This window comes from Methanocalculus sp. MC3, from assembly GCF_054767395.1.
Window position 1 is genome coordinate 297,986 of sequence record NZ_BAABMP010000001.1, and the last position, 21,592, is coordinate 319,577.

Annotated in this window: 24 protein-coding genes; 18 read left to right on the forward strand and 6 right to left on the reverse strand. The window is 52.1% G+C overall.

Features of this window, described 5'->3' with window-relative positions; genetic code table 11:
- Window positions 1-2: 2 nt before the first annotated feature.
- Window positions 3-794 (forward strand): 4Fe-4S binding protein, encoded by a 792-nt coding sequence (locus ACYUBO_RS01455; protein ID WP_460371821.1) that lies wholly within the window; start codon window positions 3-5, stop codon window positions 792-794.
- On the opposite strand, the gene ACYUBO_RS01460 is transcribed toward ACYUBO_RS01455, so the two are convergent.
- Together ACYUBO_RS01460 and ACYUBO_RS01465 are read right to left on the reverse strand one after the other, a co-directional pair.
- Window positions 791-1,762, reverse strand: coding sequence for a KaiC domain-containing protein (locus tag ACYUBO_RS01460; protein ID WP_460371823.1), 972 nt, complete (start codon window positions 1,760-1,762; stop codon window positions 791-793). The genes ACYUBO_RS01455 and ACYUBO_RS01460 overlap by 4 nt on opposite strands.
- The gene (locus ACYUBO_RS01465; protein WP_460371825.1) at window positions 1,763-2,593 is read right to left on the reverse strand and encodes an RAD55 family ATPase; all 831 of its coding nucleotides are present in this window, start codon (window positions 2,591-2,593) and stop codon (window positions 1,763-1,765) included.
- Window positions 2,594-2,716: 123 nt separating this feature from the next.
- Between ACYUBO_RS01465 and ACYUBO_RS01470 the strand changes: the two genes are divergently transcribed.
- The 13 genes from ACYUBO_RS01470 to ACYUBO_RS01530 are packed head-to-tail and all read left to right on the forward strand — an operon-like array spanning window position 2,717 to window position 16,013.
- Entirely contained in the window at window positions 2,717-5,056 is a 2,340-nt protein-coding gene (locus ACYUBO_RS01470; RefSeq protein WP_460371827.1) for a type II/IV secretion system ATPase subunit, read from the forward strand.
- The gene (locus ACYUBO_RS01475; RefSeq protein WP_460371829.1) at window positions 5,053-6,996 is read left to right on the forward strand and encodes a type II secretion system F family protein; all 1,944 of its coding nucleotides are present in this window, start codon (window positions 5,053-5,055) and stop codon (window positions 6,994-6,996) included. The genes ACYUBO_RS01470 and ACYUBO_RS01475 overlap by 4 nt, the downstream gene beginning before the upstream one ends.
- A gap of 59 nt (window positions 6,997-7,055) precedes the next feature.
- Window positions 7,056-7,208: a hydrogenase maturation nickel metallochaperone HypA gene (locus ACYUBO_RS01480; RefSeq protein WP_255332694.1), complete on the forward strand. Its 153-nt coding sequence runs from the start codon at window positions 7,056-7,058 to the stop codon at window positions 7,206-7,208.
- Entirely contained in the window at window positions 7,205-7,684 is a 480-nt protein-coding gene (locus tag ACYUBO_RS01485) for an alpha/beta hydrolase (protein WP_460371831.1), read from the forward strand. Before ACYUBO_RS01480 ends, ACYUBO_RS01485 begins: the two co-directional genes overlap by 4 nt.
- A 46-nt stretch (window positions 7,685-7,730) precedes the next feature.
- Window positions 7,731-8,060 carry an ATPase gene (locus tag ACYUBO_RS01490; protein ID WP_300328499.1) on the forward strand — a complete coding sequence of 110 codons (330 nt, stop codon included), beginning with the start codon at window positions 7,731-7,733 and terminating at the stop codon, window positions 8,058-8,060.
- Window positions 8,047-10,041, forward strand: coding sequence for a V-type ATP synthase subunit I (locus ACYUBO_RS01495; protein ID WP_460371833.1), 1,995 nt, complete (start codon window positions 8,047-8,049; stop codon window positions 10,039-10,041). Before ACYUBO_RS01490 ends, ACYUBO_RS01495 begins: the two co-directional genes overlap by 14 nt.
- A 1-nt stretch (window position 10,042) precedes the next feature.
- Entirely contained in the window at window positions 10,043-10,300 is a 258-nt protein-coding gene (locus ACYUBO_RS01500) for a V/A-type ATP synthase subunit (protein ID WP_300328494.1), read from the forward strand.
- Between the two features lie 12 nt (window positions 10,301-10,312).
- Complete coding sequence (locus ACYUBO_RS01505; RefSeq protein WP_460371835.1) at window positions 10,313-10,891, forward strand: V-type ATP synthase subunit E family protein; 579 nt, start codon at window positions 10,313-10,315, stop codon at window positions 10,889-10,891.
- Between the two features lie 13 nt (window positions 10,892-10,904).
- Window positions 10,905-11,963: a V-type ATP synthase subunit C gene (locus tag ACYUBO_RS01510; RefSeq protein ID WP_460371837.1), complete on the forward strand. Its 1,059-nt coding sequence runs from the start codon at window positions 10,905-10,907 to the stop codon at window positions 11,961-11,963.
- Window positions 11,963-12,265, forward strand: a complete 303-nt coding sequence (locus ACYUBO_RS01515) for a V-type ATP synthase subunit F (protein ID WP_460372424.1) — start codon at window positions 11,963-11,965, stop codon at window positions 12,263-12,265. The genes ACYUBO_RS01510 and ACYUBO_RS01515 overlap by 1 nt, the downstream gene beginning before the upstream one ends.
- Complete coding sequence (locus tag ACYUBO_RS01520) at window positions 12,256-14,004, forward strand: ATP synthase subunit A (protein WP_460371839.1); 1,749 nt, start codon at window positions 12,256-12,258, stop codon at window positions 14,002-14,004. The genes ACYUBO_RS01515 and ACYUBO_RS01520 overlap by 10 nt, the downstream gene beginning before the upstream one ends.
- Window positions 14,001-15,377, forward strand: coding sequence for a V-type ATP synthase subunit B (locus ACYUBO_RS01525; protein WP_460371841.1), 1,377 nt, complete (start codon window positions 14,001-14,003; stop codon window positions 15,375-15,377). The genes ACYUBO_RS01520 and ACYUBO_RS01525 overlap by 4 nt, the downstream gene beginning before the upstream one ends.
- Before the next feature lie 6 nt (window positions 15,378-15,383).
- Window positions 15,384-16,013, forward strand: coding sequence for a V-type ATP synthase subunit D (locus tag ACYUBO_RS01530; protein ID WP_460371843.1), 630 nt, complete (start codon window positions 15,384-15,386; stop codon window positions 16,011-16,013).
- Here ACYUBO_RS01530 and ACYUBO_RS01535 read toward each other — a convergent pair whose 3' ends face one another.
- Window positions 16,014-16,724 carry a class I SAM-dependent methyltransferase gene (locus ACYUBO_RS01535; RefSeq protein ID WP_460371845.1) on the reverse strand — a complete coding sequence of 237 codons (711 nt, stop codon included), beginning with the start codon at window positions 16,722-16,724 and terminating at the stop codon, window positions 16,014-16,016.
- A 78-nt stretch (window positions 16,725-16,802) separates the two neighbouring features.
- Here ACYUBO_RS01535 and ACYUBO_RS01540 point away from each other — a divergent pair, with 78 nt between their 5' ends.
- Entirely contained in the window at window positions 16,803-18,017 is a 1,215-nt protein-coding gene (locus tag ACYUBO_RS01540) for a phosphoglycerate kinase (protein WP_300333697.1), read from the forward strand.
- Window positions 18,018-18,034: 17 nt separating this feature from the next.
- Here ACYUBO_RS01540 and ACYUBO_RS01545 read toward each other — a convergent pair whose 3' ends face one another.
- From ACYUBO_RS01545 to ACYUBO_RS01555, 3 genes are read right to left on the reverse strand one after another with little or no spacing between them, the layout of a single operon-like run.
- Window positions 18,035-18,577 (reverse strand): DUF7504 family protein, encoded by a 543-nt coding sequence (locus ACYUBO_RS01545; protein ID WP_460371847.1) that lies wholly within the window; start codon window positions 18,575-18,577, stop codon window positions 18,035-18,037.
- 3 nt (window positions 18,578-18,580) lie between these two features.
- Window positions 18,581-19,612 carry a PAS domain-containing protein gene (locus ACYUBO_RS01550; protein ID WP_460371851.1) on the reverse strand — a complete coding sequence of 344 codons (1,032 nt, stop codon included), beginning with the start codon at window positions 19,610-19,612 and terminating at the stop codon, window positions 18,581-18,583.
- A 35-nt stretch (window positions 19,613-19,647) separates the two neighbouring features.
- Window positions 19,648-20,268: a hypothetical protein gene (locus ACYUBO_RS01555; protein WP_460371853.1), complete on the reverse strand. Its 621-nt coding sequence runs from the start codon at window positions 20,266-20,268 to the stop codon at window positions 19,648-19,650.
- 54 nt (window positions 20,269-20,322) lie between these two features.
- Between ACYUBO_RS01555 and ACYUBO_RS01560 the strand changes: the two genes are divergently transcribed.
- The 3 genes from ACYUBO_RS01560 to msrA are packed head-to-tail and all read left to right on the forward strand — an operon-like array spanning window position 20,323 to window position 21,585.
- The gene (locus ACYUBO_RS01560; RefSeq protein ID WP_460371855.1) at window positions 20,323-20,604 is read left to right on the forward strand and encodes a glutaredoxin family protein; all 282 of its coding nucleotides are present in this window, start codon (window positions 20,323-20,325) and stop codon (window positions 20,602-20,604) included.
- Window positions 20,601-21,098: a ferredoxin-thioredoxin reductase catalytic domain-containing protein gene (locus tag ACYUBO_RS01565; protein WP_460371857.1), complete on the forward strand. Its 498-nt coding sequence runs from the start codon at window positions 20,601-20,603 to the stop codon at window positions 21,096-21,098. Before ACYUBO_RS01560 ends, ACYUBO_RS01565 begins: the two co-directional genes overlap by 4 nt.
- A gap of 4 nt (window positions 21,099-21,102) precedes the next feature.
- Window positions 21,103-21,585, forward strand: a complete 483-nt coding sequence (msrA, locus tag ACYUBO_RS01570; protein ID WP_460371859.1) for a peptide-methionine (S)-S-oxide reductase MsrA — start codon at window positions 21,103-21,105, stop codon at window positions 21,583-21,585.
- Window positions 21,586-21,592: the final 7 nt, after the last annotated feature.

The following is a 21,592-nucleotide window of genomic DNA, read 5'->3' on the forward strand; positions in this document are numbered from 1 at the left end:
CTATGAAAGCTGCTCTTCGTGCATGGTGTGACAGCCATGAGATCCCGCTTCTTGGGATTGCTTCTGCAAAAGCCTGGAATGAACCACTTTTTCACCCATGGATTCCGGATGCATACCACCCGGGCTCGATCCTCCCCGGAACAGAATCGGTCATTGTCATCGGCCTTCCCATTCCGCTCCCCTCGCTTGAATCCTCCCCCTCGATCCAGTACAGGGAGATGTACAGGACAGTCAACGCTCTTCTTGATCAGTACACCTATCGGATTGCCATATGGTTGAACCGGACCGGATACCCTTCTGTTCCTATCCCCCGTGACGGGTATGGCGGCATCGGGGCACTGGTGAAGAACCCGGTAGCCTTCTTCTCGCACCGGCATGCCGCGTACCTGGGAGGCCTTGGGACATTCGGCGTCAATAATATGCTCCTCACCCCCGAATACGGGCCACGGGTGAGGTTTGGCTCGATCTTCACGACTGCTCACATTGAGCCTGATTCCATCCGGACTGATGATCTCTGCACACGGTGCATGGAATGTGTTGACCGGTGCCCGGTCAAAGCAGTCAGCCCGGATGGCTATCCGGAGGGGCTGACCCAAAAAACCGCGTGCGCCAAATACAGTGCCGGCCTCGATAAAAAAGCGATCTCCCCCTGCGGTGTCTGCATTAAGGTCTGCCCCATCGGATCAGATCGTGCCTTCTATGGGCGACAAGATATCGGGATATACCGGGAAGATGCAGTTGAGACTCCCCTCAGAAAGGCATGGGATCATATCAGATCCCATGGTACTCTCTAGAAGACGCTTGCCTCTGAATAGACGACCACATCATCGGGCTGGATCTCATACGGTTTGATCTCGCGTGAGTGTTGGGATCTCCGCATCTTCACCACCTCAACGGCAAGATGGGTACCGGAGAGATCGGTCGTCCTCACATACCGGAGCAGGACAACGCAGTCGACGAGATACTCGACAAGGCCGTATTTGCTTGCATAGGGTATCTGGGTATCTGTCTCGCTCGTCATGACGAAGGTACAATCTTCATCCCGCATCCTCTCGACGAACCTGAACATCTCAAGCCTCCTGCTCGCCTCATCCGGAAGAAGCCCTTCAAAGAGTGATATCGGGTCTATGACGACTCTGGATGCCTTCGTCTCCCTGATGAGGTCCGGAATATCATTTTTAATGCTGTTTACCGCAAGCGTAAAATCTGTAGGATCAAGTTTGATCAAAAAGAAGGTTTTGTCAAGGTATGCGTCAAGATCATATCCCCGACGTCTGATACTCTCTTTCAGCATCTCGGCCCGCTCGTCAAGGCTGATCAGAATACAGGTCTCCCCCTGTTTCAGACCTTCAAAGATGAAATTGATTGCAAATGTCGTCTTCCCGGTACCATAAGTCCCGATGATTCCGGTGACGGAGTTCTTTACGAGCCCCCCTCCGAGCATCTCGTCAAGCCCTTCTATACCGAGCTTAATCCGTTGATCGGTCCTTCTACCGGGAGGAGTTCTCACTTCACCTGAACTCTCCCGTTTCAGTGGCTCCTGCATCTCTTTCTTCTCATCACGGGGGGGTTCCCACTGATCTTCAGCAGGCGGTATCCACTCATCATCAGATGGAGGCTCCCACTCAGGTTCTACAGGATCTGCCTGCTGGATGATGCCTCCCATTCGTGCAGGCGGCGTTCCTGCCTGGATCGGAGGGATCTTCCGCACCGGAGGCTGTTTATCATCATCGTCAATAAGTGCCGAGAAGTTATCACTCACCTAAATCACCATCCTGATATTCTCGACATCAAACCCGGCTGTTGCACTGATCCGAACCGCAAACTTCACAAGATCACGTTCCTCAAGGTACGGCATCACCCCGCGGAACTTCATAAAATACATGATCCTCTGCCTGCGCTGGCCTGATCCCTCCTCCCATTTGAAGTGGATGACCGCATCCGCACAGTCGCAGATCTCCAGTTCGCGGGACGAATCAAGAATCCCTTTGGTGAGATGGAGGTATATTGTCGAGTTCCAGGTCTTTGCGATCCGCTGCAGTCCCCTGAGGAATGCAACAAGGCTGTTCCATTTCTCCGGACTGTAATGCAGTCCGGAAATATCGGTGATGGAGTCGATGATAATAAGGCTCTGCTCTTTTCCCTCCTCAAGTACCGCAATGAGATCGGCAAGAATACTATCATGATCAGGCTTCTTCCGCTGCATCCGGGCGACGATGCCCCCCTCTCCATCATACCAGTTTGCAGGGACGACACTCCTGTCGAAGTATCCGCTTGAGAGATCCAGAAATGTGACGCGATCTGCGATCCCGGCCGTCAGATCGCTCTTGAATGAATCCATGATCTCACTAATCACGTCTTCTTTTGTCCTGGTGATGCTGATATACCGGATATCTTCCGGAATCATTCTTCCTGCCCCTGCATTCTTCCCCATTCTGGTTAAAGCAATGAGTGAGGTGTATGCAAACTCGGCACTTCCCGCACCGATATCCGATAGCAGAAGGATAAGGGAGCCCGGCACAACTCCTCCGTCCAGGACGGGATCAAGCGAGTTGATCCCTGTTGGCATCCTGCGTGTCGTCTGATCAGCCATACTTCATCTCTCCATTCAATGAATTAAGGTTATGTAGTATCCTCACATGCATAAGCTATATCTCTTCTCCGTGTAAGGTAAGCAGTACGCTCAGGCGATTATTTCGGCTAACCGGGGTTTTCTATGGTAGATGGTGATGATAAGCAGCAGGAAGAACGTGATCTTTTTGCACCGGAGAGTGATCACTTCGGATCAAAGAAGAGTGATAAAAAGAAGAAATCAGGTTTTCTCTCATTTTTGAAGAGGAGATCTGATTCTGATCGTGCTCTGCCGGTAACCAACCCCTGGGATTTCGCCCCTGTCCCGGATCCGCTACATGAACAATCCCCGGAGATCGATGATCCAAAGCAGCCTGACACACCTGTCGGGGATACCGATGCGCGTACACCTCCGGGGTTCTGGAACACCCCGATGGCCGGGCTGGGTGATGAGGAAGAATCTGAAGCCTCTGTTTCTGGTGAAGCGCCATCAGATGAAGAGACGATGGGGTTGCCTGATCAGGAGAGCAGTACCCCTGCCGGAGATGATATCGCTTTGGATGAAGCGGAAGAGGAGGCTCCTGTTCCAAAGCCTGATCCTGATATCCATGATGAGATCCCGGAGACTCCCTCTCCTGAGGATCTGACGGAGCCACTCCCCGAAGAAGAAGTCCCGGCTGAGAAGAGCGAAATACCTGCTGCTGATACCGGAATTGACATTGCGCAGCCTGATGAGAAGACGCCTGATCCTCCCGCTCCCTCTCTACCGAAGACAGGAGAAGAATCCATGCCGGAAACAACCGCCTATCCGTTGAAGGCTGTTTCATCCCCTGAAGAGTCGGTACTGCCGTTTGAAACGGAAGACCCCGTTTCAGCATCCGCACCAAAGGATCAGATCCCACAACGCCGGTCACTCCTCTCGGTATTCCGGAAGAAAGAAGCGGATCTCGTGGTTCCGGAATATCATTATCCAACTGCCGGTCCGCTTGTCACGCCAAGGCTTGCCGAGAACGAGGAGGAGGTCGATAGCTACTGGGTTGAGAAAGGTCTCTCCCTTGTCTTGATCACCTATAACCGGGTGACCCGGCTGAAGGAGTATCACCTCTTTGAACCAATCCTCACTCGTTTCGAATACGAACTTCTGGAACGGCTGTATGAGGATCTCCGCGATATTCTTATTCTTACTGACTCAGAGATCCGGGAACAACCACAGCGCCTCCTCTTCAGAAAGGCGGAAGCCTTAATCAGCCAGTACGGTCTCTCGCTGACACCGGAGACGACATATAAACTGCGGTACTACCTGAAACGGAACTTCCTCGGATGGTCACGGATCGATCCCCTCATGAAAGATCTTGAGATAGAGGATATCTCGTGTGATGGACATGGAATCCCTCTCTTCCTCTATCACCGGCAGCATCGGAATATCAGAACCAATATCCAGTTTCCTGAACAGCAGTTAAACTCGCTTGCCATCTCCCTTGCACAGCGTTCTGGCAAGCACATCTCGATCGGAAGCCCTATCCTTGATGCAACCCTCCCGGACGGCTCACGTCTCCAGCTGACGCTTGGGACTGAGGTGACGAGCAGGGGCTCTTCTTTTACAATCCGTAAGTTCCGCCCTGAGCCGTTCACCCCGATCGAGCTGATGGAGAAGGGGACATTCAATGTCGACCAGCTCGTCTACTTCTGGCTTGCAATCGAGAACAACAAGAGCCTTATCTATATCGGCGGGACAGCATCCGGGAAGACTTCATCCTTGAATGCGATGTCCCTCTTCATCCCGCCGCTTGCAAAAGTTGTCTCGATTGAGGATACCCGTGAGATCATGCTGTATCGGGAGAACTGGATTGCCAGCGTCACCCGTGAATCCCTCACCTCAGAGGGGAGCAGGAGCATCAATATGTTCGATCTCTTAAAAGCCGGCATGAGGCAGAGGCCCGAGTTCATTATTGTCGGAGAAGTGAGGGGGCCTGAGGCGCAGACCCTCTTCCAGGCAATGAATACCGGCCATACCACCTACTCTACGATGCATGCGGGAGGAGTGGATGCCACCATCCACCGTCTTGAGAGTGAACCCTTAAATGTCCCCCGTAACATGCTCCAGGCATTAAACATCATCTCGGTCCAGGCACTTATCTTCCGTGGCTCGGAGCGGGTCAGGCGTTGCCAGGAGATCGTTGAGATCACCGGTATTGAACCAAATTCCGGGAATATCCTTGTGAACAATGTCTTTGAGTACGATCCGGTCTCAGATGAGATGCGGTACTCCGGCAGATCCCATGTCTACTCGGCCATCGCCGCCAACCGTGGGTGGAGCAGGGAAGAGCTCCATGCTGAAATCGAAAGGCGGAGGCAGGTGATCCTCGCACTCCATGAACAGGATATCAGGGATTTCAAATCTGTATCCGAGGTATTCTCGATCTTTGCCATCACCCCTGATGTCATCTTTGACCATATTGGCGATCTCAGACAGGTCCTCTCATGATACCGATGTATGAACGGTTCCGGCGGTTTTCAAGGCGCGACCCGATGCGTTTCCAGCACCTGCGGAATGACATCATATCTGCACGCCTGGGAATCACCGTTGAGCGGCTCTATTATTACGCATTCGTCTATGGATCTGGCATCGGAGCTGCAATTGGTATACTCTTCTATTTTATTGCAGGGGTCTTTGAGCCGATCATCGTCCCCAGTGCTGCCTATGAGTTTACCCGTCAGAATCGGCTTGCAATAGCCTGGCTCTCTGATCTACCCCTTGAAGATATCCTCTTCAGGGCGATCATCGCGGTCATCATCTTCATCATCATCTCCTACCTCACCTACCGGATCGTCCTTGCCTTCCCGGGCCTGATGAAGTCTTCCCGTGCGACCAGGATCAACCTGACCCTCCATAACGCCGTTGCGTACATGTACGCAATGCGGAGGGGTGGAGCCGAACTGATTGAGATCTTCCGTTCCCTCTCAGAGAACTCACATGTCTATGGAGAAGTTGCATTGGAATTCCGGCAGGTTGTCAGGGACTGTGATCTCTTTGCCCACGATATCGTCTCCGCACTCCGTGAACTCCAGATGACGACTCCCTCAGCCAAGATGAAGGATTTTATCCAGGATCTCCTCTCCATTATCGAGAGTGGCGGGGATCTCTCCGGCTTCCTGAAGGCGAAGGTGGGCCTGTACCAGGATGAGGCAAAATTTGAGCAGAAACAGTTCTTAAACACCCTCTCCCTGGTTGCCGAGGGGTATGTGACGCTCTTTGTGGCAGGCCCGCTCTTTTTGATCATCGTGATGGTGGTGATGGGACTGATGGGTCCGGGTGCGCTCATGCAGCTGAATATCGTCATCTATGCTTTAATACCGATAGGGACTGCCATTTTCATCGTCTTTATCGATATGATCTCATCCCAGCCCGAGAGTGTGGAGCGGTACACCTTTATGCAGGAACTAAAGGAATATCCTGATGTTGAGATCACAGAGGGAGATGAAACCACTGAAACCGGACTGATCACGACATTGAAAAAGTATGATCGCTGGACCCGGATCCGTGAATTCGTCTCCGATCCCCTTCATTACTTCCTGATCCTCCCTCACCGCACCTTCTATGTCTCGATTCCGGCAGGCATCATGTATCTTATCTTCTGGTATCTTCAGATCCCCGATTATGGTGATTTCGAGTTTTACCTGACCGTCCTTGACGATTATGTCATCGCAACATTCCTCATCGTATTCGCTCCCTATGCAATTGCGCAACTGATCTGGAGCCGCCGGATAAGTGAGATTGAAGCATCGCTCCCTGATTTCCTCCAGAGGCTTGCCGGGATCAATGAAGTCGGCCTAACCATCGCCAAGGCTCTCTCCATACTGGTGAGGACGAATCTCGGTCTCCTCAGCTATGAGATAAAGAAGATCAAGCGTGATCTTGACTGGGGTGCAAATGTCGAGGATGCACTTGTGCGCTTTGAAGAACGCCTCTCCACACCATCCATATCGCGTACGGTGACGCTGATCACCCGGGCAACTGCAATGAGCGGGGAGATCGGCCAGGTACTGACTATTGCGGCAAGTGATGCCGATATGAGCGAGACTCTCAAAAGGGAGCGGCAGGGGGAGATGTTTCTCTACACCGCGGTCGTCTACCTTGCATTCTTCGTCTTCATCTTTGTTGTGCTTGTGATCGGGACGCAGTTCCTCCCGGTCATTGAGATGACTGATGCAGTCGATACATCCGTGAGCGGCGCCGGGGCTTTCTCAAGCATTGGAGGCATATCTGCCCTCACCTATGGCCGCCTCTTCTATCATGCAGTCGTCATCCAGGCGATCTGCTCAGGGCTCATCGCCGGCTTGATGGGGGAGTCATCGTTAGCCGCAGGTGTGAAGCATGCATGCATCATGGTATTTGCAGCATTTCTGATCTTTGCCCTGATCTGAACCGAGATGCGATAACCTTTAAGTGAACCCGCGTTCAATGAAAATCAGGTGAAACAGAGATGTGCAGCGTTGGTGGTCCGGCAGATATAGAGATTGAAGAGGGAGTGCAGGGAAAGAGCTACATCTGCAATACCTGCGGTGAAAAGTTCAAGACCGTCGGCAAACGCCCGATGTGCCCCTCCTGCCAGTCAGAAGATGTTACTCCGGCATGATCCTCACCCCCGGTGACCGTATTGTCCTCATCAGGGGGCAATCTTCTTTTCTTCTATGTGCCCGTGCCGGCAGGAAGTTCCCTCTCATGATAGAGACCACTGATAGCGAATATGTCCAGGGTATCCACCCTGACGATATCATCGCTGTCTCGGCACCGGAAGGGGGGGATCTGACTCCGGCACGCTACCTTCTCGATCTGGTCCGGATATATGATCAGCCGGTGCTTGTGCTTCCAAGGGGGCACCCGGGATCGGGAAGGCTCCGATATGTCATCTCGGCAGGGCCGGAAATTTTGCTCTCCTGTGAAATTGTGCGGGGAACGCATCCTGAGCAACATCTCATCTGTTCGTCGGCCGAACTCGCGGGACTCGAAATATCCGGCGATAAAGGGTCAGTTTGTATTAAAAACCTGCCAGAGGCGATACACTGGGAATATCTCCCGGAAAACCCTCCCGAAACAGAACAACAATTATAAGAGATACGATAAACCAATTATTCTGTTGCCGTGAGAGGAGGGTTGGATGAAAACTGAGGTTCTGAAGAGCATCAAAAAGACCGAAGAAGAGTATCGTCAGCAGGTTGAGAAGGCGAAACTTGAGCGCGAGCAGATTATCGCAAATGCCAGGTTTGAAGCCGACAACCAGGTTGCCAAGGCAACAGCCGTTGCCGATGAGTACACAAAGAAGCGTCTGGCGGATGCACGAAATGACGCAGCGAAGAAACGCGCCCAGATCCTAGAGGAAGGAAAGCATCAGGCCTCCCTCCTCAAAGAAAAAGGCCGGAAACGGATGAATGAAGCCGTTTCGCTGCTGGTTGAGCGGTTCAAGGAGAGAGTTCATGTTACAGCCTAAGACGATGACGCGTCTGCTTATCGTTGGATCGAAAGAGCAGATGCCGTCAGCTGTGACCGAACTTTACCGTCACCACGTATACCATATCACCGATTATACCGACCAGGGGAAAGAGGGATATGAGGGCTTTCGCATCGGGCAACCGATGGAGGGTGCAACAGAACTCTCGACAGATCTGATCAAGATCCGGTCGATCGAGAGCATCTTTGGGCTCTCTCCCGATGATTACCTCGATACAAAAAAGCGTTCTTCGCGTTCGATCAAAGAGATTATAGAGCGTGAACTCCCTGCAATCGAACAGGAAGTCAGCAATCTCACGGCACAGCGATCGGCAGCAGAAGCACGTATCAAGGTGAATGAACAGCGTATCGCCGAACTTACACCTTTCTCCGGCATACCTCTTGAACTGGGACTTTACAGGGGGTATGAATCGGTATCGGTGATTGCGGGGAAAGCACCCCGTGAAATCGAGATCACCGTCCCACACGAGAAGTTTATCGCATCTGACAAGGGGAACAACACCACGGTCATCTTCTTTAAAAAAGCAGATCGTGCGACAGTTGAACACGCTCTTGCAGAAGCACAGTTCCAGCCGATCCCGATTCCGGAGGAAGAAGGATCCGTCAGAAAGGCAATCGATACCTACCAGTCTGAGATCTCTCAGCTGACTGCGGCTATTGCAGATATCGATGAGAAAATTGCTGATATAAAAGGAAAACACGGTAATTTTCTGGCTGCCTGTGACGAAGTGCTCTCAGCTGATGTTGAACAGGCCGAGGCGCCGCTTCGGTTTGCCACAACCGAACTCACCTTCATCGCCGATGGATGGGTTCCGGTATCTGAAGTTCAGAGCCTGAAATCAGGGCTTGCCCAGGCGACAGGGGACAAAATCCTTGTCATGGAGGTTGAGGAGACTGGCGGTCATCATGATAGCCATGATCACGCCAAGAACCAGCCGCCTGTCGAGTATGATAACCCGGGTTTTGCAAAGCCAATGCAGGCGATCGTGGATATCTATTCACGCCCCCGTTACGATGAGCTTGATCCGACGCTCATGGTAGCAATCATATTCCCGTTATTCTTTGGTATCATCCTTGGAGATATCGGGTATGGTGCTGTTCTGCTCATTCTTGCTCTTGGCCTTCAGAGGATGTTGAAAGGTGAGGCTGTCCAGCAGCTCCTTAAAGTCCTGAGAAATGCAAGCATCTCAGCCATCATCTTTGGCGTTTTCTATGCCGAGATATTCGGGGCCCATCCGGGAGCTCTCGACATCGAGCTCTGGCACCCGATCATCAGCCGGCATCTTTTAATCGGATCTCATGCGTATCATCAGGGAGATATTGCAGTGCTGCTTGTGTTTGCGGTATGGCTTGGTATTATCCAGATGACCCTTGGCAGGTTCATGGGTGTATACAACCATGCACGACACAGGAACATGCTTCATGTCATGGGCCAGGTAAGCTGGATCGCATTCATGTGGGGTGTGCTGCTTCTTATCTGGTCGATCGCGGCTATCCCGCTGATGCCTGATCTGACAATGCTCCCCCCGATCGTGATGGGATTAAACATTGCCGGAATTATCGGTGCTGTTCTCGCCCTCGCAGGGATCATTGGTATCGGAATTGAGTCGCCTCTCGAACTAATCGAACTTCCATCAGTCATCAGCCATTCGCTCTCCTATACGCGTCTGGCAGCTGTCGGACTCTCATCTGTCGCAATTGCAATGGTGGTCAACTTCATCGCAATTGAGATGCTGATTGAGCCGCAGTTTAAGGAACTGACGGCTGTTGGTATTGTTCTCATAATCATAGGGATCTTCGTTCTCCTCATCGGACATCTGCTCAATACGGCACTTGGTCTTCTTGGAGGGGGTCTGCAGTCCCTGAGGTTGCAGTATGTTGAGTTCTTCACCAAATTTTACAAGGGTGGAGGAGAGAAATACAATCCATTTGGAAAGAAACGTAATTTAACGGAGGATTAATATGGTAGATTTAGGAGTCGCAACATTAACACTTGAAATGGTAGCTGAATCGCAGATGGGATTAAAGGCACTTGGTGCCGGACTTGCAGTAGGCCTCACCGGTATCGGAGCAGGTGTTGCTGAGATGGGAATTGGTTCAGCAGCTGTTGGTGCAACCGCCGAGAACAAGGATATCTTTGGTCTGGCACTTCTGCTTACCGTCATTCCCGAAACAATCGTTATCTTCGGCCTTGTTGTCTCGCTGTTGATTCTGTTCTAAATGGAGTCTACAATGGGACTAGAAGTTGTCGTCGAAGAGATCAGGGAGATAGGGCAGAAAGAAGCCACTGCTATCCGGAATGAGGCCAATGAAGAGGCCCGGCGGATCCTAGCGGCAGCAGAAGAGCGTGCAACATCGATCAAACAGGAAGCCGAAACAGAGGTTGATCGGCAGGTTCAGCAGATGGAGGCCCAGGAGGTCTCTGCTGCGAAACTCCTTGTCAGACGTGAAGTCCTCAATGCGCAGAAAGAGCTGCTCGAAGAGGTCTTCAATGCGACAGACGGATCCATCTCTTCACTCCCCGCCACCTTCCATGAGAAGGTGATCCGGGAGCTTCTGAAGAAGGTTGCAAAAGAGATCAAGGACGGTGTTGTGTTCTGCAACAGCCGCGATCAGCAGGCTGTAGAATCAGCCCTCTCTGAACTAAAGACCCTGAGCGGATACTCATATGGTGGCGCCGTCGAGATATTCGGCGGAGTCGTCGTCAAGAGTGCAGACGGACAATTAACCGTGGATCTCAGCTATCAGACCTTCCTGGACGAAGTCTGGGAATCCGGGCTGAAAGACGCCTCGGATATTCTCTTTGGATAGGAGGTATGTGCTGATGTCTGTGGTGATTGGCGGTCCGGCCCCCTATGTCTATGTCTGTACGCGTATGCGTGTACGCAAATCCAAACTGCTTCCGCGGGAAGAATATCTCCGGATGCTGAACATGAGCCTTCCCCAGATCACCCGTCTCATTGAAGAGATGGAGTACAAAAAAGAGATCGATGAGCTTGCGTCATCTTTTGACGGCATTGATCTCGTCGAAGAGGCGCTCTCCTGGAACCTGGCAAAGGAATTCCAGGCAATCCTTGCGATCACTCCCGGCATTCTCAAACAGTTCACAAAATCGTACCTTCGGAGGTGGGATATCCAGAATGTCCTCACCATCATCCGTGGGAAGAAACAGGGGATGTCTGCCGGAAAGATCAAAGAAGTGGTTGTCCCTGCCGGATCTCTTGATGTCCTGTTTCTGGACAGGATGATTGCAGAAGAGTCGGCAGAACGCTCGATCGAGATGCTCAAGAACCTCCCCCTCTACTCAGTCATTGAACGCGAGTACTCAGGTGCAGTTGAAACGGGATCGTTTGGAAGGCTTGAGAATGAGCTGTACCGCCAGTTCTATGCCGATCTCATTGAAGAGGCGCGGAGCGGACTGAAAGGCGGAAACCAGTTCCTTAAGTCGATACAGCTTGATATCGATATCAGGAATATCAAGACGATCTTCAGGCTCAGGGGCCAGCCGGTTTCAGGTGAAGAGACCACTGATGTCTGGATCCCTGGTGCCTCATTCTCAGTCGATGAGCTCAAACGAATCTCTCAGGTCGAGACGATCGATGAGCTTGTCGATACGCTGAGGAAGAAAGTGAAGAGTCCGGCACTCGTTGATGCACTGGAAGGACTTCGTGAAGAGAAACCCATACATGAAGTAGAGAACTCCCTTACCAGGGCACAGCTGGACTATATGGATCGGCTCTCGAAGAGGAACCCATTCTCGATCTACCCGATCCTCGTCTACCTTGAGAAGAAGAAGTATGAAGTGACCAATCTCAGGGCGCTTGCTCGCGGAAAACAGGCAAATCTTCCGGCTGAACGGATCGAAAACTATCTGGTGATATGATGGAGATCGCAGTTATCGGAAGAGAAGAGTTCATTCTGGGTTTCAGGCTCGCAGGTCTTCAGAAGACCTATGCGGCAGAGACTCCGGAGAAACTCACGGAGGTGATTGGCCGGACATTGGAAGATCCCAATGTCGGTATCCTCGTCCTCCAGAGCACTGATATGGAACAGGTTCCAAGAAGGCTTCAGATGGCCCTTGAGAACTCGGTGAAACCGACCGTTATCTCCATTGGCGGCGAGACGGGCGGCCTCTCCCTGAGAGAGAGGATTAAGCGATCAGTGGGTGTTGATCTGTGGAAGTAAAGAAGAAATCAGGAATTCTCAAAAGAATCGCGGGACCTGTGGTCACCGCGGTGAACCTTGACGCACACATGTACGATGTGGTCAAGGTTGGTGATGAGGAGCTGATGGGTGAGGTGATCAAGATCGATGGTGATAATGTCATCATCCAGGTCTATGAAGACACCTCCGGCATCAAACCGGGTGAGCCGGTCGCAAACACCGGACTCTCACTCGCAGTTGAGCTTGGCCCCGGTCTCCTCACCAGTATCTACGATGGTATACAGCGGCCTCTTGAGGTCCTCGTCGAGAAGATGGGGAACTTCATCGAACGCGGTGTCACTGCACCTGGCCTTGACCGCTCAAAGAAGTGGGATTTCAAGCCTGTTGTAAAAGCTGGTGACCGTGTCGAGCCCGGCCAGATCATCGGTGAAGTACAGGAGACGAACAAGATGCACCGGGTCATGATCCCGCCAAATGTAAAAGGCGGTGTTGTGAAGGAGATCAAATCCGGATCATTTACTGTCGACGAGACGGTGATTGTTCTTGATGACGGATCCCAATACCCGATGATGCAGAAGTGGCCGGTTCGTGTGCCACGACCTGTGAAAGAGAAGAAGAACCCGAAGATCCCGCTGAACACCGGACAGCGTATCCTTGATGGTCTCTTCCCGATTGCAAAGGGTGGAACAGCAGCAATTCCAGGGCCATTCGGCTCAGGAAAGACGGTTACCCAGCAGCAGCTTGCAAAATGGTCTGATGCAGAGATCGTCGTCTACATCGGCTGTGGCGAGCGTGGCAACGAGATGACCGAGGTACTGACAGAGTTCCCGCATCTTGACGATCCAAAGACCGGAAAGCCCCTGATGGAGCGGACTGTTCTGATCGCCAACACCTCGAATATGCCTGTTGCGGCCCGTGAAGCATCGGTTTATACCGGTATCACCATCGCGGAGTACTTCCGTGATATGGGCTATGATGTCTCCCTGATGGCAGACTCGACCTCCCGCTGGGCAGAAGCAATGCGTGAGATCTCAAGCCGTCTTGAAGAGATGCCCGGTGAAGAAGGATACCCCGCATACCTTGCAGCCAGGCTCTCCGAGTTCTATGAGCGTGCAGGTCTTGTCGAGACGCTGGCAGGCGGTTCAGGCTCTGTCTCCGTCATCGGTGCGGTCTCACCGCCCGGTGGTGACTTCTCCGAGCCGGTTACCCAGAACACCCTCCGTATCGTGAAGGTCTTCTGGGCGCTTGATGCCAAGCTCTCGCAGCGGCGTCACTTCCCGGCTATCAACTGGCTGAACTCCTACTCGCTGTACCTCGACCAGCTCCAGGACTATTACAATGAACATGTCTCCCCCGAATGGAACAAACTCCGCTCATGGGCGATGGAGGTTCTTCAGAAGGAGTCCGAGCTTCAGGAGATTGTCCAGCTCGTCGGATCCGATGCCCTGCCGGAATCGGAACAGATCACCATCGAAGTGGCACGTATGCTTCGTGAGATCTTCCTCCAGCAGAATGCCTATGATGATGTCGATACCTACTGTGACATGACCAAGCAGTTCGATATCATGAAGGCGATCAAGGTCTATGCAGATTCAGCATATGCCGCACAGGTAGCAGGTGTCAGCCCTGCACAGATCATCTCTGTCAAGGCAAAGTCCGATCTCCCGCAGATCAAGTTCGTCCGCGACTACAAGCCAATGCTTGAACAGATTCTGAAAGGCATGGAATCCGAGTTCACAACACTGAGGGCAGGAGCATGAAGGAATATAAGACAGTTACAAAGATCGCAGGCCCGCTCGTCTTCGTCGAGAAGACAGAGCCGGTCGGGTACCAGGAACTGGTCAATATTGTGCTCTCCGATGGAACCGTGAAACGTGGTCAGGTTCTTGATACAAGCGATGATCTCGTTGTGGTTCAGGTCTTTGAGACGACTGCCGGTATCGGCAGGGACTCAGGCATCCGTTTCCTCGGCGAAGCGATCAAGATGCCGGTCGGAAAAGATATGCTTGGGCGTATCCTCTCCGGAGGCGGAAAGCCGATCGACGGCGGTCCCGAGATCGTTCCCGAGAAGCGGCTTGACATCACCGGTGCTGCGATCAACCCGTATGCACGTGGCAATCCAAAGGATTTCATCCAGACGGGTATCTCCACCATCGACGGGACAAACACCCTTGTCCGTGGTCAGAAACTCCCGATCTTCTCAGGTTCAGGTCTCCCGCACAATGATATTGCGCTTCAGATTGCCCGCCAGTCAAAGGTGCCGGGATCGACCGAGTCGTTCGCTGTGGTCTTTGCTGCGATGGGTATCACCAAGGAAGAAGCAAACCACTTCATGGAGGACTTTGAGCGGACCGGTGCACTTGAACGTGCGGTCGTCTTCTTAAACCTTGCAGACGATCCTGCGGTCGAGCGTATCATCACGCCACGTCTCGCACTGACAACCGCCGAGTACCTTGCATATGAGCTTGGATACCATGTGCTCGTCATTTTGACGGACATGACCAACTACTGTGAGGCGCTCCGCCAGATCGGTGCAGCCCGTGAAGAGGTGCCTGGACGCCGTGGATATCCGGGATACATGTATACCGATCTTGCGTGCATCTACGAGCGTGCCGGTATCATCAAGGGAGTCCAGGGTTCAGTTACCCAGATTCCGATCCTGACAATGCCCGGTGACGATATCACCCACCCGATTCCTGACCTGACCGGATACATTACCGAAGGCCAGATTGTGGTCTCCCGTGAACTTCACAGGAAGGGTATCTACCCGCCGATCAACGTTCTTCCGTCGCTGTCGCGTCTGATGAACCTTGGTATCGGCGAAGGGCTGACCCGTGAGGATCACAAGAAGGTCTCTGACCAGCTGTATGCAGGATATGCAGAAGGAAACGATCTCCGTGGCCTTGTCGCCATCGTCGGAAAGGATGCGCTTTCTGAACGTGACCGGCTCTTCCTTGAGGTTGCGGATTACTTCGAGAACCAGTTTGTCCGCCAGGGAATCAATGAAGATCGTTCGATTGCAGATACCCTTGATGTCGGCTGGTCGCTCCTTGCAACACTGCCTGAGGAGCAGCTCGTCAGGATTGACCGTGACCTGATCAAGAAGTTCCATCCGAAATACCGGAAGGAGTAACCTGCCATGGCGCTCCGCGATGTAAAGCCGACCAGATCTGAACTGATCGCCCTGAAACGGCGTATCAAGCTCTCTGAGCGCGGCTACAAGCTCCTGAAGATGAAGCGTGACGGGCTCATCCTTGAGTTCTTCAAGATCCTTGAACAGGCCAAGGATACCCGTGACGAACTCGCACGGAAGTACGAGCGGGCGCAGGAGATGATCGCCATCGCAGATACAGTCGAAGGCGCTATCGGTGTCAAGGCGGCTGCCTTCTCAGTCGGGGATGTCCCCCGGATCGAGCTGAAGAGCAAGAACATCATGGGCGTTGTCGTACCTGAGATCCAATCATCAAGTGTACGAAAGGGCCCGACCGAGCGCGGGTATGGGATCATCGGTACCTCCTCGGTCATTGATGAGGCAGCAGATGCCTTCGAGGATCTCCTCGAGTCAATCATCCACAGTGCAGAGATCGAGACGACGATGAAGCGGCTGCTGGATGAGATCGAGAGCACCAAGCGGCGTGTGAATGCGCTTGAGTTCAAGGTGATCCCTGAACTCACCGAGGCACGCGATTTCATCAAGATGCGTCTTGATGAGATGGAGCGTGAAGAACTCTTCCGCTTAAAGAAGATCAAGGCCAGATCAGAGGCCTGATCAAACCTTTTTTAGAATAAAGAATGTATAGCCGTAGTATGAGCCATAGATCCTGAATATCTCAATCTCCCTCTCCATAGTATCCAGGAATGAGGCAGTTTCGGCATCTGGGGACCTCTTTCTCCATTCATTGATTCTGGTTTCAACAGGCTGGTAATAGTCTTCCCAGGCTTTCATCGGAAGCCTTATGGTGCTGGTGATGGTATATCCTGCTGCTTCGGCATCCCGGATTCTCTCTTCTTCAGAAGATGTGCCGGGAGAGTCCTCTTCCCAGAACTTCCGCAGATCTTCCGGAGGATTGGATTTATGCCAGCAGATCTCTGATATGGCAAGATACCCCCCATCTTTCAGAAGGGGCTTCCAGGCAGTGATGCCTTGAGAAAAACCCATTATGTTGATTGCCCCTTCAGACCAGATGAGGTCGATGGAATCTTCTTTGAAGGGAAGATTGTCCATTGTCCCGCAGACCGGGGATGTTCCGGGAATATCGCGGATCGCTTGTAAATATGGGATATAGACGTCGGTAGGGACGATCCGGCTGTCTGGTTTTGCATCTGCCAGTATTCGTGTCTGGCGCCCTTTTCCGGATCCTATGTCAAGGATCACCGGATCATCGGGAAGGGAAAGGGATTGTAAAATCTCCTTTGTTATCCGGTTGTCTGCCGGACCAAGCATCGTGAGATCTTCAAAGAATCTGAATATAAGTTCCATGACAGATATTGGAACAAATGCGCAATTAATAATGTCTTCCTCTTCATAGTGTATACATGGAGTTCGGGAGGCTCTTCCATGGTATTTGGTACATTGCAGGATGTTGAGACGAAGGGAAAGACAGTTTTCGTCAGGGTGGACTTCAACTCCCCGATGGATCCTTCATCAGAGACGATTCTTGACGATAAACGGTTCCGTGAGCATATCCCGACGATTCTGGCTCTTGAAGATGCCAAAGTGGTGATCCTCACCCACCAGAGCCGTCCCGGCAAAAAGGATTTTACAACACTCAAATCTCATGCAGATAAACTTGAGCGGCTTATCCGGAGGCCGGTTACGTATATTGATGATATTATCGGAAGATCTGCCCGTGAGGCAGTCTCTTCACTCCGGAACGGCGAGGTGATAATGCTCGAAAACCTCCGCTTTAATGCTGAGGAGAACCTCACAATGAAGCCTGAAGAGGCAAAAAAGACGCATCTCGTCCGTATGCTTTCGGAGAGGGGTGAACTCTTCGTCAATGATGCCTTCGGCACCGCGCACCGGTCGCAGCCATCTATGGTAGGGCTCCCTATGGCGATGAAGTCGGTTGCCGGACTCCTGATGGAACGTGAGGTCTTTATGCTCTCAAAGGTCTTCTCGGGTGCACCCCACCCGATCACCTTCATCCTCGGCGGTACCAAAGTGGATGACTCGATTGCAGTTGCGGAGCATGTGCTGACGAACGGAATTGCTGATCAGATCCTGGCAATAGGGGTTGTCGGGAATATCTTCCTTGCGGCATCCGGAATCGAGGTTGGTCACCCCTCCCGCCAGCTGATCGAGAGCCTTGGCTACTCCGACGAGATTGAGAAGGCAAAGCGGATACTCTCATCATATGGTGATCGAGTGGTGATGCCGGAGTTCGTTGCAGTCCGGGAAGATGGGCAGCGGGTTGAGTATCCTGTTGATCAGATACCAGATGATGTACCGATCCTCGATCTCGGGAGTGGTTCGATCCAGTCCATGGTCAACATGATCAAATCCCAGGGTACAATCGTCTTCAATGGTCCCGCAGGTGTCTTTGAGGATCCGGACTTTGCGATCGGCACCTATGAGCTCATCCGTGCCGCATCCGGGGTTCAGTTCTCAGTTGTCGGTGGAGGACATACGGCGGCAGTGATAGAGAAGATGGGGCTTGAAGCATCCTACTCGCATCTCTCAACTGGCGGTGGTGCCTGTATTGAGTTTCTTACAGGCAAAAAACTCCCCGCGGTGGCGGCACTTGAGGCATCCTGGGAGCTCTTCGGCTAAGAGCTCCCTTCATACTCTCATTCTTTCTGTTCTTCCACCACTTCATCGACAATTGAACTGATCTGCGTGAGCAGGAGGGGATCAAGCCCCTTTTCAGCGCTTAAATAGACTGCCCTGATATCGAGGAGCCGGATCTTGTTTGAGATAAAATGAATGAATTTTGAGATATTAGGTGAGGAGAGGTAGATAAGGAGGGTGCTGATCGAATCAAAGATAAGTGCTGTATCTCCGTTTCTCTTCTTCAGGGCTTCTGAGATGGCAATACCGAGCTCAGTGAGATTTCCAGGATTTGAGGTGAATGTGGTGCCCGGTTGATCACCAGGCACTTTTCCAAGCGAATATTTCGTAATCGCATCAATAAAATGGATACGATCCATTGGGATCCCGTTCTTTGTGTAGAGTTTTGTCAGGAGTGATGAGGGGATATTTGTGGTGACGATGATGCAGGCATATTCTTTGCTGGTCAGGCTTGTGACAATATCCAGATTGGTCTGTTTCATCCGGGCCGGATCAGATATATAGAGGTATATTCCCGATTCCTCTGCTTCCATTCCACCCATCCGCTACTCCTCGTCCATCAGGAATTTCCGATATGATTGTGGGATCTCATCAAGGTTGAGCACAATCGACTGCTGAAGTTCCCTGATATTTTCAATCACCTTCTCGGCGTGGCGGACCTGGATCCGAATGCTTGTATTGAGTTCTTCATCATCAATCTCACCTGTCATGTGAAGATCGGTGATCTCTTCAAGCGAATGGGCAATGATTTCGATTGGGTTCTTCAAACGGAGGGCTGCTTCTGTTATGTATGCAAGGAGTGCCCGTTCAGCCTTCCTGATCTCGGTCAGATCATGCATGATAACGGCGATCCCTGTGGTGATTCCGCGTTCGTCAAGGATTGGAGAGAGTGAGAGTGAGAGTTCGATCTCTTCCCCATCTTTCCTGATACGGCGGGTTTCGATCTGTTTTACCTGCTCACCCCTCTGCACTTTTCGAAGATACTCCTGGTGTTGTTCTTTCTGCCTCTCCGGGATGATACGCTGGATATTCTCCCCGATCATCTCCTCAGCCGTGTATCCAAGTGTATTTTCTGCACCCTTATTCCAGGAGATGACATTGCCATCAGGTGTCTCACCGATGATCGGATCAGGTGTTGTCTCGATGATCGCTCCAAGAACCGCCCTAAGTTCGTGGATCTTTTTTATCGAATCGATGTTTGTGAGAATATGTACAGCACCCATGAACTCCCCCTCATCGCCTAAGACAGGATCGATTGCAACCAGGTACCAATGCTCGCCAAGATTAATGGTATAACTCTCACGCTTTTTTGTCTTTTTAGCCTTGATGAAGGGGCATCCCCGGATATTGGATGGTGTATGGTGGACGATCTGATGGCATCGCGATCCAATGATCACTTCAAGCGGTGTATTGAGAAGTGTTGCAGATGCCGGATTGGCATGGAGGATGATGCTGTCCGGTGAAAGGTAGAAGATCGGATCTTCTATTGCGTTGAAGGTACGTTTCAGAATCTCATATTCTGATAATGCGGGCTTGTTTGTATCGGTCAATCTGATCCCTCTGGTATGACTATGCATCGGATTTACATCTGATAAACCCTTTGGATTGTCAGTCAGCTGGAGATAGTGGTGACCGCCGTCACTCTCCCGGGCACCGTTTTCGTGATACGAAGAGGCATGCCCCCGGTGGGTGCAATCACAAGAGTGAAGCGCTCCCAAGGATAGAGTGGTTCTGGAAGGGTGATGAGGAGATCGAATGTCTCGCCTGCATGGAGGATGTCGTCATCATTTGCCGATCCTAACGGGAGATAGCCATACCGGGAGATGATCGCCCAGTCTCCGGGATTGAGGGGGGACGCATTCTTCCGGGTGATGGGTCTCTCAATGCTGCCGGATATGATACTGATCCGGGTGTAATCCATGTCGATTGCCATATCTCCGATGATCGGTGAGATTGATACCTGTATGGCCCCTATTGCATGTTCATCAGTCTTCTGTGGCCTGATGTCAAAACCCGATACGGTTCGTGGAATGGAGGAGTAGCCGATGGGATCTCCGGTTATCCGGACTGAGTCACCTGACTCACGGATCGCCATAACGACAAGACCGTGCGGGGTGCCGGTGTGGTGGGGGGCAATGATGTGAAGAAGAACGATGGTCCCTGCTACCCCTGCAAGGATGATGAAAATTACTGAAAGGACAGTTATGGCATCATCCTGCATTCTCTTTTTCATATGGTGTTGTCTCATCCGATATTCTTAAGGCTTCTGGCACCCGTCAGAATATCTATGGAATATATTCTTGTTGACGGTGAAGACCGGGGCGATCTGGTGCTCTATGCCCTCTCCACCTGCCGGTGGTGTGCAAAGACCAAAGAACTGCTCCAGAGCCTGAAGGTAAAGTTTCGGTATGTCTATGCGGATCTCCTCTCCCCTGAAGAGATTGAGGAGGCGATCTGTGAGGTGGAGCGGTTCAACCCTGCGGGATCGTTTCCGACACTCGTGATCAATGGGAAAGATGCAATTGTCGGCTATAAAGAAGAAGAGATCAGGAGGATATTTGCACGATGACCTACGATACAACAGCTGAGGAGATTGACGCTCTTGAAAAGGAGCTTATCAAAGATGCAGAGAGCCACGGGTATCACCTGAGCCCTGATCGGGATGCGGTGCGTGGGCTTGTCAAAGGGCTGATCGTGAATACCAGGCGGTACGGCTATCCTGCCTGCCCCTGCCGACTCTCCTTTGGGAAGAAAGAGGAGGATCTCGATATCATCTGCCCCTGTGATTACCGGGATTCCGATCTCGATGATTTTGGTGCCTGCTACTGCTCGCTCTATGTTACAGAAGCGGTTCGAAGCGGACGCGAAGAGCTGCGAGCTATCCCGGAACGCCGCCCTCCACGGAGTGAGCGGAAGAAGGATGGATCGGCGGCTCTTTCGGGGGGTTTTTCCCTACCGGTCTGGCGCTGCCGGGTCTGTGGATATCTCTGTGCACGGGAGAAACCGCCCGAGACCTGTCCCATCTGCAAGGTATCAAAAGAGCGTTTTGAACGATTTGCCTGAAATCATGTCTGAATATGAAATAGCAACATTTGCCGCGGGCTGTTTCTGGGGGGTTGAGGCAGCCTTTGCGGATCTTGCGGGTGTCATCTCCACCCGTGTCGGATACACTGGCGGAAATACCGACAATCCGACCTATGAGGAGGTCTGTAGCGGGAGAACCGGGCATGCAGAGGCAGTCGAGGTGACCTATGATCAGGCTCTCGTTCCGTACGATCACCTGCTGATCCGGTTCTGGTCGATTCATGACCCAACGACAAAGGATCGGCAGGGCCCGGATATCGGGAGCCAGTACCGATCCGCCATCTTCACCCATTCCAAAGAGCAGGAGGAGAAGGCTCATTCGTCCCGGGAACGTATGGATCGATCCGGGAGGTTTGGCAGGCCTATTGTAACAGAGATTCTGCCTGCCGCTCACTTCTGGCCAGCTGAAGAGTACCACCAGAAGTACTTCAGGAAGCATGGGCATTCCTGCGGGATCGGGTTTTAAGGGCCGA

Coding starts and splice junctions, on each gene's coding strand:
- ACYUBO_RS01495 (WP_460371833.1), top strand. CDS start 8,047: ATGTTACAGCCTAAGACGATGACGCGTCTGCTTATCGTTGGATCGAAA.
- ACYUBO_RS01455 (WP_460371821.1), top strand. CDS start 3: ATGAAAGCTGCTCTTCGTGCATGGTGTGACAGCCATGAGATCCCGCTT.
- ACYUBO_RS01510 (WP_460371837.1), top strand. CDS start 10,905: ATGTCTGTGGTGATTGGCGGTCCGGCCCCCTATGTCTATGTCTGTACG.
- ACYUBO_RS01485 (WP_460371831.1), top strand. CDS start 7,205: ATGATCCTCACCCCCGGTGACCGTATTGTCCTCATCAGGGGGCAATCT.
- ACYUBO_RS01480 (WP_255332694.1), top strand. CDS start 7,056: ATGTGCAGCGTTGGTGGTCCGGCAGATATAGAGATTGAAGAGGGAGTG.
- ACYUBO_RS01535 (WP_460371845.1), bottom strand. CDS start 16,724: ATGGAACTTATATTCAGATTCTTTGAAGATCTCACGATGCTTGGTCCG.
- ACYUBO_RS01490 (WP_300328499.1), top strand. CDS start 7,731: ATGAAAACTGAGGTTCTGAAGAGCATCAAAAAGACCGAAGAAGAGTAT.
- ACYUBO_RS01470 (WP_460371827.1), top strand. CDS start 2,717: ATGGTAGATGGTGATGATAAGCAGCAGGAAGAACGTGATCTTTTTGCA.
- ACYUBO_RS01545 (WP_460371847.1), bottom strand. CDS start 18,577: ATGGGTGGAATGGAAGCAGAGGAATCGGGAATATACCTCTATATATCT.
- msrA (WP_460371859.1), top strand. CDS start 21,103: ATGTCTGAATATGAAATAGCAACATTTGCCGCGGGCTGTTTCTGGGGG.
- ACYUBO_RS01500 (WP_300328494.1), top strand. CDS start 10,043: ATGGTAGATTTAGGAGTCGCAACATTAACACTTGAAATGGTAGCTGAA.
- ACYUBO_RS01540 (WP_300333697.1), top strand. CDS start 16,803: ATGGTATTTGGTACATTGCAGGATGTTGAGACGAAGGGAAAGACAGTT.
- ACYUBO_RS01475 (WP_460371829.1), top strand. CDS start 5,053: ATGATACCGATGTATGAACGGTTCCGGCGGTTTTCAAGGCGCGACCCG.
- ACYUBO_RS01505 (WP_460371835.1), top strand. CDS start 10,313: ATGGGACTAGAAGTTGTCGTCGAAGAGATCAGGGAGATAGGGCAGAAA.
- ACYUBO_RS01530 (WP_460371843.1), top strand. CDS start 15,384: ATGGCGCTCCGCGATGTAAAGCCGACCAGATCTGAACTGATCGCCCTG.
- ACYUBO_RS01525 (WP_460371841.1), top strand. CDS start 14,001: ATGAAGGAATATAAGACAGTTACAAAGATCGCAGGCCCGCTCGTCTTC.
- ACYUBO_RS01465 (WP_460371825.1), bottom strand. CDS start 2,593: ATGGCTGATCAGACGACACGCAGGATGCCAACAGGGATCAACTCGCTT.
- ACYUBO_RS01565 (WP_460371857.1), top strand. CDS start 20,601: ATGACCTACGATACAACAGCTGAGGAGATTGACGCTCTTGAAAAGGAG.
- ACYUBO_RS01515 (WP_460372424.1), top strand. CDS start 11,963: ATGGAGATCGCAGTTATCGGAAGAGAAGAGTTCATTCTGGGTTTCAGG.
- ACYUBO_RS01550 (WP_460371851.1), bottom strand. CDS start 19,612: ATGCATAGTCATACCAGAGGGATCAGATTGACCGATACAAACAAGCCC.
- ACYUBO_RS01555 (WP_460371853.1), bottom strand. CDS start 20,268: ATGAAAAAGAGAATGCAGGATGATGCCATAACTGTCCTTTCAGTAATT.
- ACYUBO_RS01560 (WP_460371855.1), top strand. CDS start 20,323: ATGGAATATATTCTTGTTGACGGTGAAGACCGGGGCGATCTGGTGCTC.